Genomic DNA, 13,038 nt, shown 5'->3' on the forward strand with positions numbered 1-13,038 from the left:
GGTTCCAGCATCCTTTCAACAGGTTGCCGAAGGCTATTGCAATCGCCCCTTTCTTACCGTTCGTCGGATTGTCGCATTGCTGCGTGGCGACCTGTCAGACCGTACTTCGGTTCAAAGGCAATATCCTGTCGCCGCCAGAGATTGGCAGTGCGCAACAAAGTTGACGGGGATATTGGCAGCGGGGCATTTCAATATAAGAAAAGCCCCCGTCGGGTAACGGGGGCTGTTTTTGAGTTTCATAGGAGTTGCATCAGGAGCCTGCTTCGGGTTTCGGGCACGGGCGGAACTCGATCATCCGCCCACCTTCGTTGGCTTGATCCATGGCATCCGCACAGACCTGACCACCGTTAAGATCGTGGGCGATTTTGGCATCTGTGATCGAGTACGAAATTTCCGCAGCGGTCGCGAAATCCCGCACTGTGATGACGTCGTCTCCCAGGATCGTTCTGCTGGTCTGTCTGGTGGTATAAGTCGCTCCGATGGTTGGGTCGATCACCTGCTGCGGGACACTGGCACCGCTGTCATACATGTTCTGTACCGTTCCCAAAGCTTCCGGCTTGGACATACCACCCAGAGAAATGTTCTGGTTAAGCCAGGTCAGACGCAGGTGTCGGCTTGCCGAGGAAATGTCCGCCGGAACGTTCTCTGCAGTCTTTCCATCTTCCGCATTGAACGCTGCAATGTTCTCGCGGTGGTACTGCAACAATGGCGCGTTCGCTTTTACCCCAAGGTCCGAACCTTCAACATTGCCGGAGTAAACCAGAACCTCACCGCCCTCGTTCACTTGGAACAGAACGACATCACCATTTGCGTCCACGGCCGAAACATGCACTCCGTGCTGACCCGCATGACCCAAATCTGCTGACCAGGCGAACTGGAACTCACCCGAGTTATACGCCTCGGCGATTTCGGGGGCGGTGTCGTACATTGCGACCAGATAACCCGGCGCGTCGGCCAAGTTCACGGCCGGGGCGCCATTGTCCTTGTAATCACCAATGTAGTCTGCACTGGGGGACATATAGAGCGTATCCGCAACCATTCCCTTGTCGTTGAAGGCCTGTGCCTGAACACCGTGGAAAGACTCGTTCTCTACCCAAGCTACAGTGAAGTTCTTCGCCGGTTCGTCTGATTGGCGCGAGTATCCATCGGCTTCGTAAGATGTGACGTCATCGCCAACGCCGAAAGTCACAAGATCCATTCCGGTTTTTGTGCCCCAATCTACTGAGCGAACATAGGCGACACCGTGGTCTGATTGCTTGGCAAGCCGCGAGCAGGCGTCCGCTGATGACGCCAATGCGGTCGAGGCCATGAGGGTTGCCATCATTACTTTTGAAAAGAGGGTCATTGTCGTTTCTCCGTCTATCTAGTGTGATTGATCATCTCTGTGAGGCCGATATAGACGTTGAATCATCTATGTGCAATGATTTTGCGCACATTTCCGGTATGCTGTTTTTGCAATGCCACCTTTGCCGGTACCGTTGACTGATGTGTAGATCGCCATTAACCCAAGGAATGACAGAACATTATTTACCGATGGAAAATCATGCAGGTTGAGAGCGACGTCGAACTCGGAAAGCGAATTGCAAAAAAAATCGCGGACCTCATCGAAGAACAAGGCACCAACCCTGGTGCTGTAGCGAAAGCGGCGGGGCTTGGCGTGACGTCGGTCAGAGACCTGCTGAGCGGCAGGGCGCGTACGCCGAACGTCGCAACTCTGGTTCGAATAGCGAATGTGCTTCACGCTGATCCGGGAGACCTCATCAGCCCCCAGCAAAGCGACCCCCAGGCAAATGCACTGTACTTTGCGTTAGACGCGGACAATCAACGTCGTATTCGTGCCATCATGCGAGCGTTGCTCAGCGATCAGGAAGCACGTCAGTAATGCTATCCCGAAATGGAACAGCACACGTCAGTCATGGGCTCGGTGTCGACCTTGAACACTCGCACCAATCACTGTGGAGCGGCTCGCCGAGCTAACCTTTCCCGACAAGAGCAATGTCATCGGCCGACGATGGTTTGTTTTACGGCCCGCGCCGCCGCACAGTTTCTCCAGCAAAGTCAGCGCAACCGGCCCTTCCGGATCGACACACCTGAAGGCTTATGATGAACTGTGACGAAACCGGCCGATTCCGATTTCATTTGCCTCTCCCGGAAACGACAGACGAGGCTAGAACTGCTCTGGCAACATTACGTCCGGTACGTTCTGGAAGCATACAGGCCGCAAGAAACGGCGAATGGCCAGTGTACCGACGGATGTTGCCCCAAAGTTCGTGGAAGCCGGGTATGGACCTCCATGTACCATTGTGTCGCTGACTTCCACACCAGTCGGGAAGCCGTTTACAAGGATCCGGCCAGCTTTGCGTTCAAGAACTGGCAACAACTTTTGCGCAATTTCCGCGTCATCTGAATCCATGTGCAGCGTACATGTGAGCTGCCCCTGCAAGGACATTGACACTTCCCGCATCTGGCCGATGTTTTCTGCGACTACCAGGAGCCCCAATGGCCCGAAAACCTCGTGTTCCAGTGTTTCATTGCCCAGCCAACCCTTTGCCGAGACCTGATAAAGGAAAGGGGTTGCCGTGCGCCCGTCGCACGCTGTTGCCAGCAATTCGGTAACAGACGGTTCTGCAGCAATCATCGACTGACCGCTACGGTATGCCGCCGCAATGCCGTCTGTCAGCATGGTTTGTTGGGCGGTGTTCTTCAAGCCTTCGACTGCTGCCTTGGCGATTTCTTCGGCGTGGTCCTTCAAGACGACTGCAATGCCGGGGTTGGTGCAGAACTGGCCCGCACCCATCGTAAGCGAACCTGCCCAACCGGCGCCAATCTCAGCACCCCGTGTCGCCGCGGCTGCCGGCAGGATGAACATCGGGTTGGTTGAACCCAGCTCACCAAAGAACGGAATGGGTTCGGGACGCTGCGCACAAAGATCGAACAGTGCCCGGCCACCGGTCAAAGAGCCGGTAAACCCTACCGCTCGGATCAGCGGGTGTCTCACCAGTGCCTGCCCTGCCGCCATCGTGTCACCGTGTACGAATGAGAAAGCGCCAGGATGCGTGCCCGTCTTGTCGATTGCGCCCTTGATGGCTTCTGCAACAATCTCTCCGGTCCCCGGATGCGCGGGATGGCCTTTGACCACAACAGGGCAACCGGCGGCCAGCGCCGAAGCGGTGTCGCCGCCAGCGGTTGAGAACGCAAGCGGGAAGTTTGATGCCCCGAAAACGGCAACCGGCCCGATAGGGCGCTGTACCATTTTCAGATCAGGACGCGGCAAAGGGGCTCGATCCGGCAACGCTTTGTCATGGCGGCGGTCCAGATAGTCACCTGACAGTATATGAGAGGCGAACAGGCGCAACTGGCCTACGGTACGACCCCGCTCTCCCTGAATCCGAGCTTCGGGAAGGCCGGTTTCCTGCGTGCCAGTTTGGGTAATGAGATTGCCGCGCGCGTCGATCTCATCAGCAATCGCATTCAGCAGGGCCGCGCGGTCTTCGCGGGTGGAATACACAAAGCTCCATAATGCCTCTTCGGCGGCTTGGACCGATGCGTCGATATGGGCGGCGGTTCCGGATGAAAATTCATGTGCGTCCCCACGCGCCGGGGAAGATGAAAATTTCACGTCTCCAGCGATCCATTCACCTGCAATCAGGTGTTTTCCGTGCGGCTTGAAAGTCATGTTTCAGTTGTCCCAATGCGTGACCATGTCACATGCGATGTCAAAAGCAGCGCGGGTTGCGCCGACATCCGCACAGCCCTGGCCTGCGATATCAAACGCCGTTCCGTGGGCCGGAGTGGACACGGGGAATGGCAGCCCACCCTGCACCGTCACACCACGGTCAAAGCCAAGCAGTTTCAGCGCTATCTGACCCTGATCGTGATACATCGTCACAACCGCGTCGATTTCCTTGGCAACCGCCTTGAGGAACACGGTGTCGGACGGCCACGGACCATCAACTGACATCTGCCCCCGCGCCAGTTTGCGGACTGCCGGTTCGAGGATGTCGATCTCCTCGGTGCCGAAATTTCCACCGTCACCGGCATGCGGATTGAGCGCGGCCACTGAAATCCGAGGGCGATTTAGACCAGAACGGCGCAGTGTGTTGTGGATCAGATGCACCGCTTCGGCAACGCGTTCTTCGCTGATCATGTCGGCCACGTCACGCAGGGCGACATGACTGGTCACGCGGCTGGTCCACATGCCGTCAAGCGTGTTGAGTTCCGAGATGTAGTTCGTCACGCCCAGCTTTTCGGCCATGTAGTGAAGCTCGTCATCATGACCCAGCCCCGCCAAGTGCATCGCGGCCTTGTTGAACGGTCCAAATACGATGGCGTCAATCACACCGGAGCGCGTCAGTTCCAGAGCGGAATCCAGCGTTCGCAGAACCGATGCTCCGCCAGCTTCGGTCACTTCGGCAACCCTCACTTCGTTAGGCGCAATCGTCTCCATCTCGTGCAGGGCGAACGCAGGGGCTTGGGTCCAGTCGCCCAACACGTCAACGGGGGTCAGGTCATAAGTTTCACCGGCGACGGTCTGTCCCGTTTCAAACACATGCCTGTCGCCGATCAGCAGAATGTCCGCCGCCTCGGAAACGCCCTCCGAAGTCAGCAACCGTGCGATCAGTTCCGGCCCGATGCCGCTTGGATCACCGGGGATAATACCAATTCTGGGCTTCATCTTTCAGTCCTCGGACTTTGCTCCACTGCTTTGGGCGTGAAGGCGTTCAATATTCTCGATTGTACTATTCAGGTGATCGCGCAGCGCCCGCCGCGTCGCGGCTGCGTCACGCTTTTGCAGGGCGTCAGTGATCCGCGAGTGTTCGGACAGGGTATTGTCACGGCGATCAACCTGTTGCGACGACAAGAAACGTGCACGCCAAAGGCGGGCGTTATATTGCCGGTGCGTTTCGATAAGGGGCTCATTCCGGCTGGCTTCAACGATGGCCGCGTGAAACTGCATGTCGAGTTGAAAGAACTCCAGCGGTTCGAGCTTTCCGGAACCTTTGGACATACGGGCACCTAGGCGAACAATTTCGGCTATTTCAGCCATCGTTGCTTCGACGCAGGCGATTTCACCCGCCAACGCTTCGAGAGCGCCCAGGACCGAAATATACTGCGTCAACTCGTGCAGAGAAGGGTCGGCAACGTGCGGGCGCCGTGTGGCCGAGTACTCCACCAACCCTTCAACTTCGAGCAACCGCAAGGCTTCGCGCAAAGGCGTACGGGATACGCCGAGCGCCTCGGCCAGATCACGTTCGGGAATTGCCGTACCGGGGGCAAGCTTACCCAGCAGAATAAATTCGCGCAGGTTGTCGGCGGCTTCTTCGGCAAGTGTCTTGCGTGGCTTTACACCACCTTCTTCTTTCAGGCTATCAATCCAGCTCTCGCTCAAATCACTTCCCCCAGCTCAAAACCATAGGATCCAACGGCCGCAGCAGGTCGATCAGACGCGAGCGGATGGCGGGATGCAACGGCGGAATTGGGTGGCGGCAAAATTCTGATTTGATTACACCGCCTTCGACCATCGCGGCCTTGCACGATTGCCAGCCGCATTGACGGTTTTCGTGATTAATTGCCATGGCTACCCGACCATAGGCGGCGGTCGCTTCGTCGATGCGTCCGGCATGGTGGTGGGTCAGCACCGGTTTGATCTGATCCACGATCATGCCCGAGGTCATCGAACCTGTTGCACCGGCATCCAAATCCGCCAGAAGGGTGATGGCCTCTTCGCCATCAAAAGGCGCTTCGATTGCGTCGCCACCCTGTTCTATCAGCGAACGGATTTTGTTGGCGGCACGGGGACATTCGATCTTGAACAGCTTCACTTCCTCAATCTCTTGTGCCATGCGCACCAGCAGTGGCACAGGCAGATCCACGCCGGAAAGTGGTGCATCCTGCACCATGATCGGAATGCCGACCTCGCCAACAGATGCGAACTGCTCGAAGCTCTGTTCGGGTGTGCCTTTCAGAAGTGCACCATGATATGGCGGCATCATCATTACGATGTCAGCCCCCAAATCCTTGGCGAATTGCGCGCGCTCAATGGCAATCTGCGTGGCATAGTGGCTGATCGTTACGATGACCGGAACCCGTCCCGCGATATGTTCGACCGAAAGCCGCGCCAGCACTTCGCGTTCGGCATCCGAAATCAGAAACTGCTCCGAAAAGTTGGCCAGAATGCAGATTCCATCCGCTCCTTGATCAATCAGGCAGTCGAGCACCCGTTTCATACCTTCGAGATCAAGCGTCCCGTCATCATTGAACGGCGTTGGCGCGACCGGCCAGATACCTGCGTATTTCCGGTTCATTCCGTCACCTCGAAGTCATGCAGATGCTTGTCCGAGATCTCGATCCCGAGGCCGGGCTTGTTGTCGTCCAGATCCAAATAACCATCCACGGCATCCGGGTCGCCTTCGAAGATGTAATAGAACAGCTCGTTTCCGACCTCGACGTCGAAGACCGGGAAGTATTCGCTGATCATGCAATTCGCATTGGCCATAGTCAGGTGATAATTGTGCATCTGACCTGCATGCGGGATGACCGGAACCTGGAACGCTTCGGCGACGGCGTTGATCTTTTGCGCGGCCGTGATGCCACCCACACGGTTCGTGTCATATTGCAGCACACTGACGGCTTTCTTTTGGATCAGATCCTTGCAGCCGATGAGCGAAAATTCATGCTCCCCGCCCGAGATGGGCACGATATTCATGGCATTCAGTTCACGGTATCCTTCCACATCGTCGGCAATCACCGGTTCTTCCAGCCAGCGCGGTTCGTACTTCGCAAGCTTGGGCAGCATCCGCTTGGTGTAATCGACGTTCCAGCCCTGATAGCATTCCAGCATCAGGTCTACATCATAGCCAATAACTTCACGCACCGCTTCCACGCGTTTGAGGTTTTCCCGCATGCCGGTCATGCCGTCCTTGGGGCCCCAGCCAAACCGCATCTTGTAGCCTTGATAGTTGTTCTTCCTGGCCTCTTCCGCCTCGGCCTGCATCGCTTCGATGGGCCCCGAATAGAGCTTAGAATAATAGACCGGTATCTTTTCCTTGGTGCGACCGCCCAGCAACTTGAACACCGGCTTGCCCGCCAGTTTGCCCATTAGGTCCCAGATGGCGATGTCGACAGCAGAAATCGCGGTCATTCCGATACCTTTGCGGCCCCAAGCATGCGAGCGGCGGTACATCTTTTCCCAAAGGTAGGCATAGTCGAATGGGTCCTCGCCGATCACCATGGGCGCGAACCATTCGTCGATGGCCTTTTTCACAACACCTGGGGCAAGTGCCGCGTTGCCGATGCCGACTGTGCCGTCTTCGGTTTCAATCTCGCAGGTCAGCCACTGGTGAAACCGGAAAGATGACATCGCATCGCCCTTTTCCCACAACAAGTCGCTGGCGTTGGTGCAGAAATTGCCCTGCGGTGGAACGGTCTTGCCTTTCCAATTCCAGACACGGGTGCGGACGGATTTGATCTTGGTCATTGTTATTCTCCGGTCGACTTAAGCGGCGAGCGTTGTTTGAAAAGGCGTCCCCACAGCAGCGGGCCAAACAGAGCCAGGACCGTAAGAACAAAGAAGAAGAGCGTCAGCGGACGGGTCAGCATGAGCCACCATTTTTCGTCCAGCATCACCATCGACTGACCGAGGCGTGTTTCCAGCATACCGCCCAGGATCAGGCCGATAGCCATGGGCACCACGGAAAAACCATAACGGCGCATGAAGAAGCCCAGTATCCCCGAGCCGATGGCGATCCAGACATCCAGCATGGATTGTTCCAGCGCATAGGCACCCACGATCGAGAAGATGAAGACACAAGGCCACAAGATCTGGATCGGGATCAGCGTGACGCGGGCAAAGATCTTGGCACCCCACAGTCCGATGAAGAAGAACAAGATGTTCACCAGCATCATCGACCAGAAGATTGCGAAGGCAAAGTCGGCCTGTTCGGTAAACATCGTCGGGCCGGGTCGCAGGCCATGCACCATCAGACCGGCGAGGATCACAGCAGCCGTCGGGCTGCCTGGAATCCCCAGCGCAAGAGTCGGAACCATCGCCCCACCCGTGGCCGAGTTGTTTGCGGCCTCGGACCCAGCGATACCTTCAAGAGAGCCGTTGCCAAACTCTTCAGGCCTCTTCGACCAGCGCTTGGCCTCGTTATAGCCGATCATCGAGGCTACCGTCGCACCTTCAGCTGGCAGAATGCCGATAAACGTGCCAATACCGGACGACCGCAAGATGGTTTTCCAAACCCGCGAATAGTCTTCGCGCGATGGCAAGCGGATGGCCTTCATGATGACGCGCTTGCGCTCTACATGCAGGTTATCGGCCTGGACCAGCATTTCTGAGATGCCGAACACACCTATCATGACGGGTACGAATGGAATACCTTCGCTCAGCTCGTTCAGGCCGAAGGTGAAACGCTCGATCGAGGTCAGCAGATCGATGCCGACAGTTGCGATCAGCACGCCAAACGCGCCGGACAGGATGTTCTTGACCGGCGATCCATCTCCAATTGTTGCCAGCATCGACAGACCGAAAACTGTCAGCGCAAAGTATTCAGGCGGTGCAAAGTTATACGCAGCCCGCGCCATCAATGGGGCAGCGGCCATCAGGCACACGACCGAGATAATTCCACCAATGGTCGAGGAGACAGCGGCCATCCCCAGCGCGCGGCCTGCCTCTCCCCTTTGCGCCAAGGGATAGCCGTCCAAGCAAGTGGTGGCACTGGCCGACGTCCCGGGCGTATTGATGAGAATTGCGGTGATCGCTCCGGCAAAAGTCGCCGCGCAATAAATTGTCGTCAGGATCGCAATGGCCGGAATGGGCTCCATCGTGATCGTAAAGGGAAGAAGCAGCGCAACACCTGTTGTCGCATTCAATCCCGGGAGAGCGCCGACCAACACCCCGCCCAGTGTCGCTGCAAATATCAACGCCAGCAGGTTGGGATCAGCAAGAGCCAAAAGGCCGTTCAGAGCAGCATCCATTGTCTTTACCCGTACCAGAGGTTGGTGAGGATCCCGCGCGGGAAGCGGACCTCGAATATGCCGTTGAACAGGAAGAACACCGCCAGCGGCGCAATGATGCCGACCAGTACAAGTGCCCAGACACGCCGCTCACCCCACAGGGCCGCGAGCGACACGGCAAACAGGCCCAGCCCCAGAAAGAGATCAATCTCGGCGATCAGCAGGAAACCGATCAGCAACCCGATTGTGGACTGCACAAGTCGCGAGAGCCTGGCAGGTGCCTCATCACGGTCCTTAAAAAGCAACCAGACTGACAGTAGAACGATCAGGCCGATAACCAACTGAGGGAAATCAGAGGGCTGCATGCCGCGTTTCAGGATCGGCGGGACGCGCTCGAATTGCGTCGAAAGCCAGAAGGCCCAGGCGCAAAACACCAAGATCCCCAGCGGGACAGCAAACTGCGCGAAGCCACCCTTTGGACCATGTCCGGTATTGTCATTGGACTTTTGCATTCTTTGTACCCGTCCGCTGGAAAAGTTAGCGCGGCAAGCACCTGACCGGCCGCGCTAAATGGTTCAGATTACTCGATAAAGCCCAATTCTTTCAGAGCGGATTCCATATCGGTGACCATAGTGGTGATCTGGTTGCCCCACTCATCGGAACCCACGACCGAAGTGCTGTCCAACCCGACGGATTCCAGGAAGCCTTGGTATACGCCATGGTTCATGGACTTCAGCAGGGAATCCTCGATCTTGACAGCAACATCATCGGGCGTGTCGGCGTGAACAACAAATCCGCGAACCGTCGAGAAACTGACATCAATGCCCATCTCCTTGGCGGTTTTCACATCTGGCAGACCTGCCATACGCTCGTTGGCCAAAACAACGATGGGGCAAACGTCGCCTGCGTCGATCTGAGATCCGGCTTCGGCCAGGTTCAGAACAGCCGCGTCAACCGCACCTGCAACCAGTTGGGTCGCCAGTTCACCACCGCCTTCGAAGGGAACAATTTTCGGGGTCTGCATGCCGCCTTTCTTGGTGAACATGAACGCCGATACGTCGTCAATGTTGCCCAGGTGGGTGGTGCCATAACTGATTGGTGCTTCTTTCTGAGCTGCAACAAAGGCTTCGGCATCCTCATATGCACCGCAACGTACCATCAGGATCTGCGGGTCATCGGTACCGCGGGCGATCGGGCGGATATCGTCCAGAGACATCTTGGTCTTGCCTTTTGCAACTGTCGCCGCGTGACCGATGGTGAAGGTCAGGATCGTGTAACCATCCGCCGGGACGGTCAGGTAGTGGTCCATGGCGACTGCACCGCCGCCACCTTTCTTGTTTACGACAACCATGTCGGTGCCCAATTCGCGACGGGCACGCAGCATCATCATGCGAGTGGTGACGTCCGTACCACCACCGTTTCCGGCATGGGTCACGACCTCGATGGTTTTGGATGGGTACTCATCAGCGGCGGCGATGGTCCCGGTCAGGGTCATGGCTGCAACCGAAACGGTGGCAAGAAACTTCATCATTTTTCGATCCTCCTAAGTTCTCGAACCGGGCCTCCTCAGATCCGATTCGCAATCTCGCCCGGATTTCGTATCAGGTATTTGGAATTTGGTATACCAAATTTTTTTCTTGGGGATGCGTGCCTGAAAACGCAGGTACGGGAAACAGCAAAGTTGCTTCGCTCATGTATTCAGATGAGCGGTCGACCCGTTCTCAAGGCTGGCTTTGAACAGCGCAGCAATTCCAAAGGCTTTTGCAAGAATTGAGCGAAAGTCTATGTATAAGTGAGGCCAGCAACGCGCGCACAGCAAACTTCTGCCATCAGCGCTTTCCAAATGTTTGAAGCGTGAAAATGAATGGCCGCTTCGGACACGCGGACGTTTGCCAGCAGCCCCTCAGGGACTGACATATGGACTTTGCGACCTTTTCACCGAACCCCAAGAACATCAGCTTTCGCTGTTTGGCAACTGAAAGCACAACGGTCTGTTCATCCAGTCTCTTGAACCTTCATCGACAAAAACAATCAGTCACCATCGGCGACGCCTTCTGCCCGTGCAAGCGCTCGGCGCTGGCGATAGCTGGGAAGGACGACCAATACGACGGCCAGCACCAGCAGTCCCAAAGTCATTGGACGTTCCCAGATAAAGCTTACTCCGTCATACAGTTGCATCGCGCGCGAGAAGTTGTTCTCCAGCAGCGGGCCAAGGATGAACCCGATCAGCAGGGGTGCAAGCGGGTAGTCGGCAAACCTCAGCAACGTGGCGCAAACACCAAAACCGACCAGAATAAGCAGTTCGGTCGCGTTGTTCTGCCCGATATAGGCACCCATGAGGGTGAAGAACAGAATGAACGGTATAAGGAAGTTGCGCGGTACGGCCAGAATCTTGGCGATGTAGGGAATAAGCGGAAGGTTCAGGATCAACAGAACCAGATTGCCCAGATACATCGAGATAATGACCGCCCAAAAGATCTGCGGTTCGTCAACCATGAGGCGCGGACCGGGCGACACGTTCAGGGCAATCAACGCACCGAGAAGGATCGCCGTCGTACCAGACCCGGGAATGCCGAGCGTCAGGAGCGGAACAAACGACCCCGTACACGCGGCGTTGTTGGCACTTTCGGGTGCGGCGATCCCCTTGACGGAACCTTTGCCAAATTGCTCCTGCTCTTCTTTGGACGCGATATTGCGCTCGACGGCGTAACCCAGGAAAGAGGCGATCGTCGCCCCGGCTCCGGGTAGTACTCCGATGAAGAACCCCTGAAGGGATTGACGTCCGATGACCGGGGTAATCCTGCGCGCCTCGTCGCGTGTGATCCTAAGGTCCTTGATCTCGCCGGCCTTTTCGCCATCACCCGTCTTGGATCGGTTCGGATCAAGCACCAGATAGATCGCCTCGGGCAACGCGAACATCGCCATGGCCAGAGTTATGAAGCCAAAGCCCGACTGCAAATCCATGATGCCCATCGTGAAACGCGGCGAATTGAACAAGACGCCCTCTCCGACAGTGGCCATGATCAGGCCGAGAAACGTCATCAACAGCGCCTTGCTGACCTGCCCGGTTCCGGCAAAAGCCGCGATGGCCGAAAGCCCCACAACCATCAGGGCGAAGTATTCGGATGAGTGGAACAGAAGCGCGACTGAAGCCAGCGCAGGGGCGAAGATCATCAACAGGACCGCGCCAATCGTACCACCCGCAAAGCTTGAAATTGCGGCGACCGTTAACGCTTTGCCAGCTTTGCCCTGGCGCGTCATGGGGTAGCCGTCAAAGCTCGTGGCCACGGTTGAGGCAACCCCGGGCGCATTGATCAGTATCGATGAGGTCGAGCCCCCGAATACCGCGCCATAATAGACACCGGCCAGCAGGATCAGTGCCGCCGAGGGATCACCGATGGTGATTGCGACCGGGATCATGATTGCGATGATCGACATCGGGCCCAGGCCCGGCAACATGCCGATGAATGTTCCGATCAGGCAACCGCCGACAACCATTAGAATGTTGGTGAATGTAAAAGCCGTTGAAAGGCCCGTCATTAATCCTTCGAGCATCTCAAACTCCGTTCAGAAGTGATGGCATCGGGCTGAGGAAAATGCCCAGGACCACATCAACCAGATACCAGATACTGCCTGCCGCGATGGCCGCTACCACAGCCATCAGGACATAGCGGCGTTCCCCCAAAATGAAGTTACCGCAAGTAAGAAACAGGAACGTGGCCGCCAGGAACCCGAGCGGGCGGAGCAAAAAAGCATATGCAACCATGAGGCCTAACAGAGACAGCGCTTGCCCAACTTTGTACTCGCCCAATCGGGACAGGTTGATATCCGCGGCTTCCTCTTTCGCCGGGGCTTTCTCGAAGCCGAGCAGAATAGCCAGTGACAGCAATATTCCACCTGCGGCAAGAACCTTGGGAAAAGTCGACGGCCAGAGCGGCCGCTGTTTCATGATCGGCGGCAGCAGATCGTCCATTGTGAAATAAGCCGCGTAGCCATAGGCAAGACATAGCATCAGGATGACAAGCGCTATCCAGCGATCAATCACCATCGACCTCTCCCTCTTTTATCGGTACCACGCCC

General features: G+C 56.6%; 12 protein-coding genes. 1 reads left to right on the top strand and 11 read right to left on the bottom strand.

The genetic code is table 11. The annotated features are described in order from the left end of the window. Nucleotides 1-250: 250 nt before the first annotated feature. The gene (locus AC2FIR_RS17655; RefSeq protein WP_170613897.1) at nucleotides 251-1,345 is read right to left on the bottom strand and encodes an Ntn hydrolase family protein; all 1,095 of its coding nucleotides are present in this window, start codon (nucleotides 1,343-1,345) and stop codon (nucleotides 251-253) included. A gap of 198 nt (nucleotides 1,346-1,543) precedes the next feature. Between AC2FIR_RS17655 and AC2FIR_RS17660 the strand changes: the two genes are divergently transcribed. Continuing rightward, nucleotides 1,544-1,882 (top strand): helix-turn-helix domain-containing protein, encoded by a 339-nt coding sequence (locus AC2FIR_RS17660; protein WP_170613896.1) that lies wholly within the window; start codon nucleotides 1,544-1,546, stop codon nucleotides 1,880-1,882. A gap of 285 nt (nucleotides 1,883-2,167) precedes the next feature. Here AC2FIR_RS17660 and AC2FIR_RS17665 read toward each other — a convergent pair whose 3' ends face one another. The 10 genes from AC2FIR_RS17665 to AC2FIR_RS17710 form a co-directional block, all read right to left on the bottom strand. Beyond that, complete coding sequence (locus tag AC2FIR_RS17665; protein ID WP_496762812.1) at nucleotides 2,168-3,676, bottom strand: aldehyde dehydrogenase (NADP(+)); 1,509 nt, start codon at nucleotides 3,674-3,676, stop codon at nucleotides 2,168-2,170. Between the two features lie 3 nt (nucleotides 3,677-3,679). Continuing rightward, nucleotides 3,680-4,675 (bottom strand): 4-hydroxythreonine-4-phosphate dehydrogenase PdxA, encoded by a 996-nt coding sequence (locus AC2FIR_RS17670; RefSeq protein ID WP_496747092.1) that lies wholly within the window; start codon nucleotides 4,673-4,675, stop codon nucleotides 3,680-3,682. 3 nt (nucleotides 4,676-4,678) lie between these two features. After that, nucleotides 4,679-5,389: a GntR family transcriptional regulator gene (locus AC2FIR_RS17675; protein ID WP_170613893.1), complete on the bottom strand. Its 711-nt coding sequence runs from the start codon at nucleotides 5,387-5,389 to the stop codon at nucleotides 4,679-4,681. A 1-nt stretch (nucleotide 5,390) separates the two neighbouring features. Next, nucleotides 5,391-6,305 (bottom strand): dihydrodipicolinate synthase family protein, encoded by a 915-nt coding sequence (locus AC2FIR_RS17680; RefSeq protein ID WP_480492287.1) that lies wholly within the window; start codon nucleotides 6,303-6,305, stop codon nucleotides 5,391-5,393. Next, on the bottom strand, nucleotides 6,302-7,477 hold the full coding sequence (locus AC2FIR_RS17685; RefSeq protein ID WP_170808134.1) for an L-rhamnonate dehydratase: 1,176 nt from the start codon (nucleotides 7,475-7,477) through the stop codon (nucleotides 6,302-6,304). Before AC2FIR_RS17685 ends, AC2FIR_RS17680 begins: the two co-directional genes overlap by 4 nt. 2 nt (nucleotides 7,478-7,479) lie before the next feature. Continuing rightward, on the bottom strand, nucleotides 7,480-8,979 hold the full coding sequence (locus AC2FIR_RS17690; protein ID WP_170619767.1) for a tripartite tricarboxylate transporter permease: 1,500 nt from the start codon (nucleotides 8,977-8,979) through the stop codon (nucleotides 7,480-7,482). Between the two features lie 5 nt (nucleotides 8,980-8,984). Then, nucleotides 8,985-9,470, bottom strand: coding sequence for a tripartite tricarboxylate transporter TctB family protein (locus AC2FIR_RS17695; RefSeq protein ID WP_170613889.1), 486 nt, complete (start codon nucleotides 9,468-9,470; stop codon nucleotides 8,985-8,987). A 68-nt stretch (nucleotides 9,471-9,538) separates the two neighbouring features. Then, entirely contained in the window at nucleotides 9,539-10,489 is a 951-nt protein-coding gene (locus AC2FIR_RS17700; protein WP_170613888.1) for a Bug family tripartite tricarboxylate transporter substrate binding protein, read from the bottom strand. Between the two features lie 500 nt (nucleotides 10,490-10,989). Next, on the bottom strand, nucleotides 10,990-12,513 hold the full coding sequence (locus tag AC2FIR_RS17705; RefSeq protein WP_170613887.1) for a tripartite tricarboxylate transporter permease: 1,524 nt from the start codon (nucleotides 12,511-12,513) through the stop codon (nucleotides 10,990-10,992). Nucleotide 12,514: 1 nt separating this feature from the next. Then, nucleotides 12,515-13,006, bottom strand: a complete 492-nt coding sequence (locus AC2FIR_RS17710; RefSeq protein ID WP_170613886.1) for a tripartite tricarboxylate transporter TctB family protein — start codon at nucleotides 13,004-13,006, stop codon at nucleotides 12,515-12,517. Nucleotides 13,007-13,038: the final 32 nt, after the last annotated feature.

The sequence above is a fragment of the Ruegeria sp. CDSB136 genome (assembly GCF_059610965.1).

What these genes read in the sequence shown, in the direction of transcription:
- AC2FIR_RS17655 (WP_170613897.1), bottom strand. Translation starts at nt 1,345, where the DNA reads ATGACCCTCTTTTCAAAAGTAATGATGGCAACCCTCATGGCCTCGACC.
- AC2FIR_RS17660 (WP_170613896.1), top strand. Translation starts at nt 1,544, where the DNA reads ATGCAGGTTGAGAGCGACGTCGAACTCGGAAAGCGAATTGCAAAAAAA.
- AC2FIR_RS17665 (WP_496762812.1), bottom strand. Translation starts at nt 3,676, where the DNA reads ATGACTTTCAAGCCGCACGGAAAACACCTGATTGCAGGTGAATGGATC.
- AC2FIR_RS17670 (WP_496747092.1), bottom strand. Translation starts at nt 4,675, where the DNA reads ATGAAGCCCAGAATTGGTATTATCCCCGGTGATCCAAGCGGCATCGGG.
- AC2FIR_RS17680 (WP_480492287.1), bottom strand. Translation starts at nt 6,305, where the DNA reads ATGAACCGGAAATACGCAGGTATCTGGCCGGTCGCGCCAACGCCGTTC.
- AC2FIR_RS17685 (WP_170808134.1), bottom strand. Translation starts at nt 7,477, where the DNA reads ATGACCAAGATCAAATCCGTCCGCACCCGTGTCTGGAATTGGAAAGGC.
- AC2FIR_RS17690 (WP_170619767.1), bottom strand. Translation starts at nt 8,979, where the DNA reads ATGGATGCTGCTCTGAACGGCCTTTTGGCTCTTGCTGATCCCAACCTG.
- AC2FIR_RS17695 (WP_170613889.1), bottom strand. Translation starts at nt 9,470, where the DNA reads ATGCAAAAGTCCAATGACAATACCGGACATGGTCCAAAGGGTGGCTTC.
- AC2FIR_RS17700 (WP_170613888.1), bottom strand. Translation starts at nt 10,489, where the DNA reads ATGATGAAGTTTCTTGCCACCGTTTCGGTTGCAGCCATGACCCTGACC.
- AC2FIR_RS17705 (WP_170613887.1), bottom strand. Translation starts at nt 12,513, where the DNA reads ATGCTCGAAGGATTAATGACGGGCCTTTCAACGGCTTTTACATTCACC.
- AC2FIR_RS17710 (WP_170613886.1), bottom strand. Translation starts at nt 13,006, where the DNA reads ATGGTGATTGATCGCTGGATAGCGCTTGTCATCCTGATGCTATGTCTT.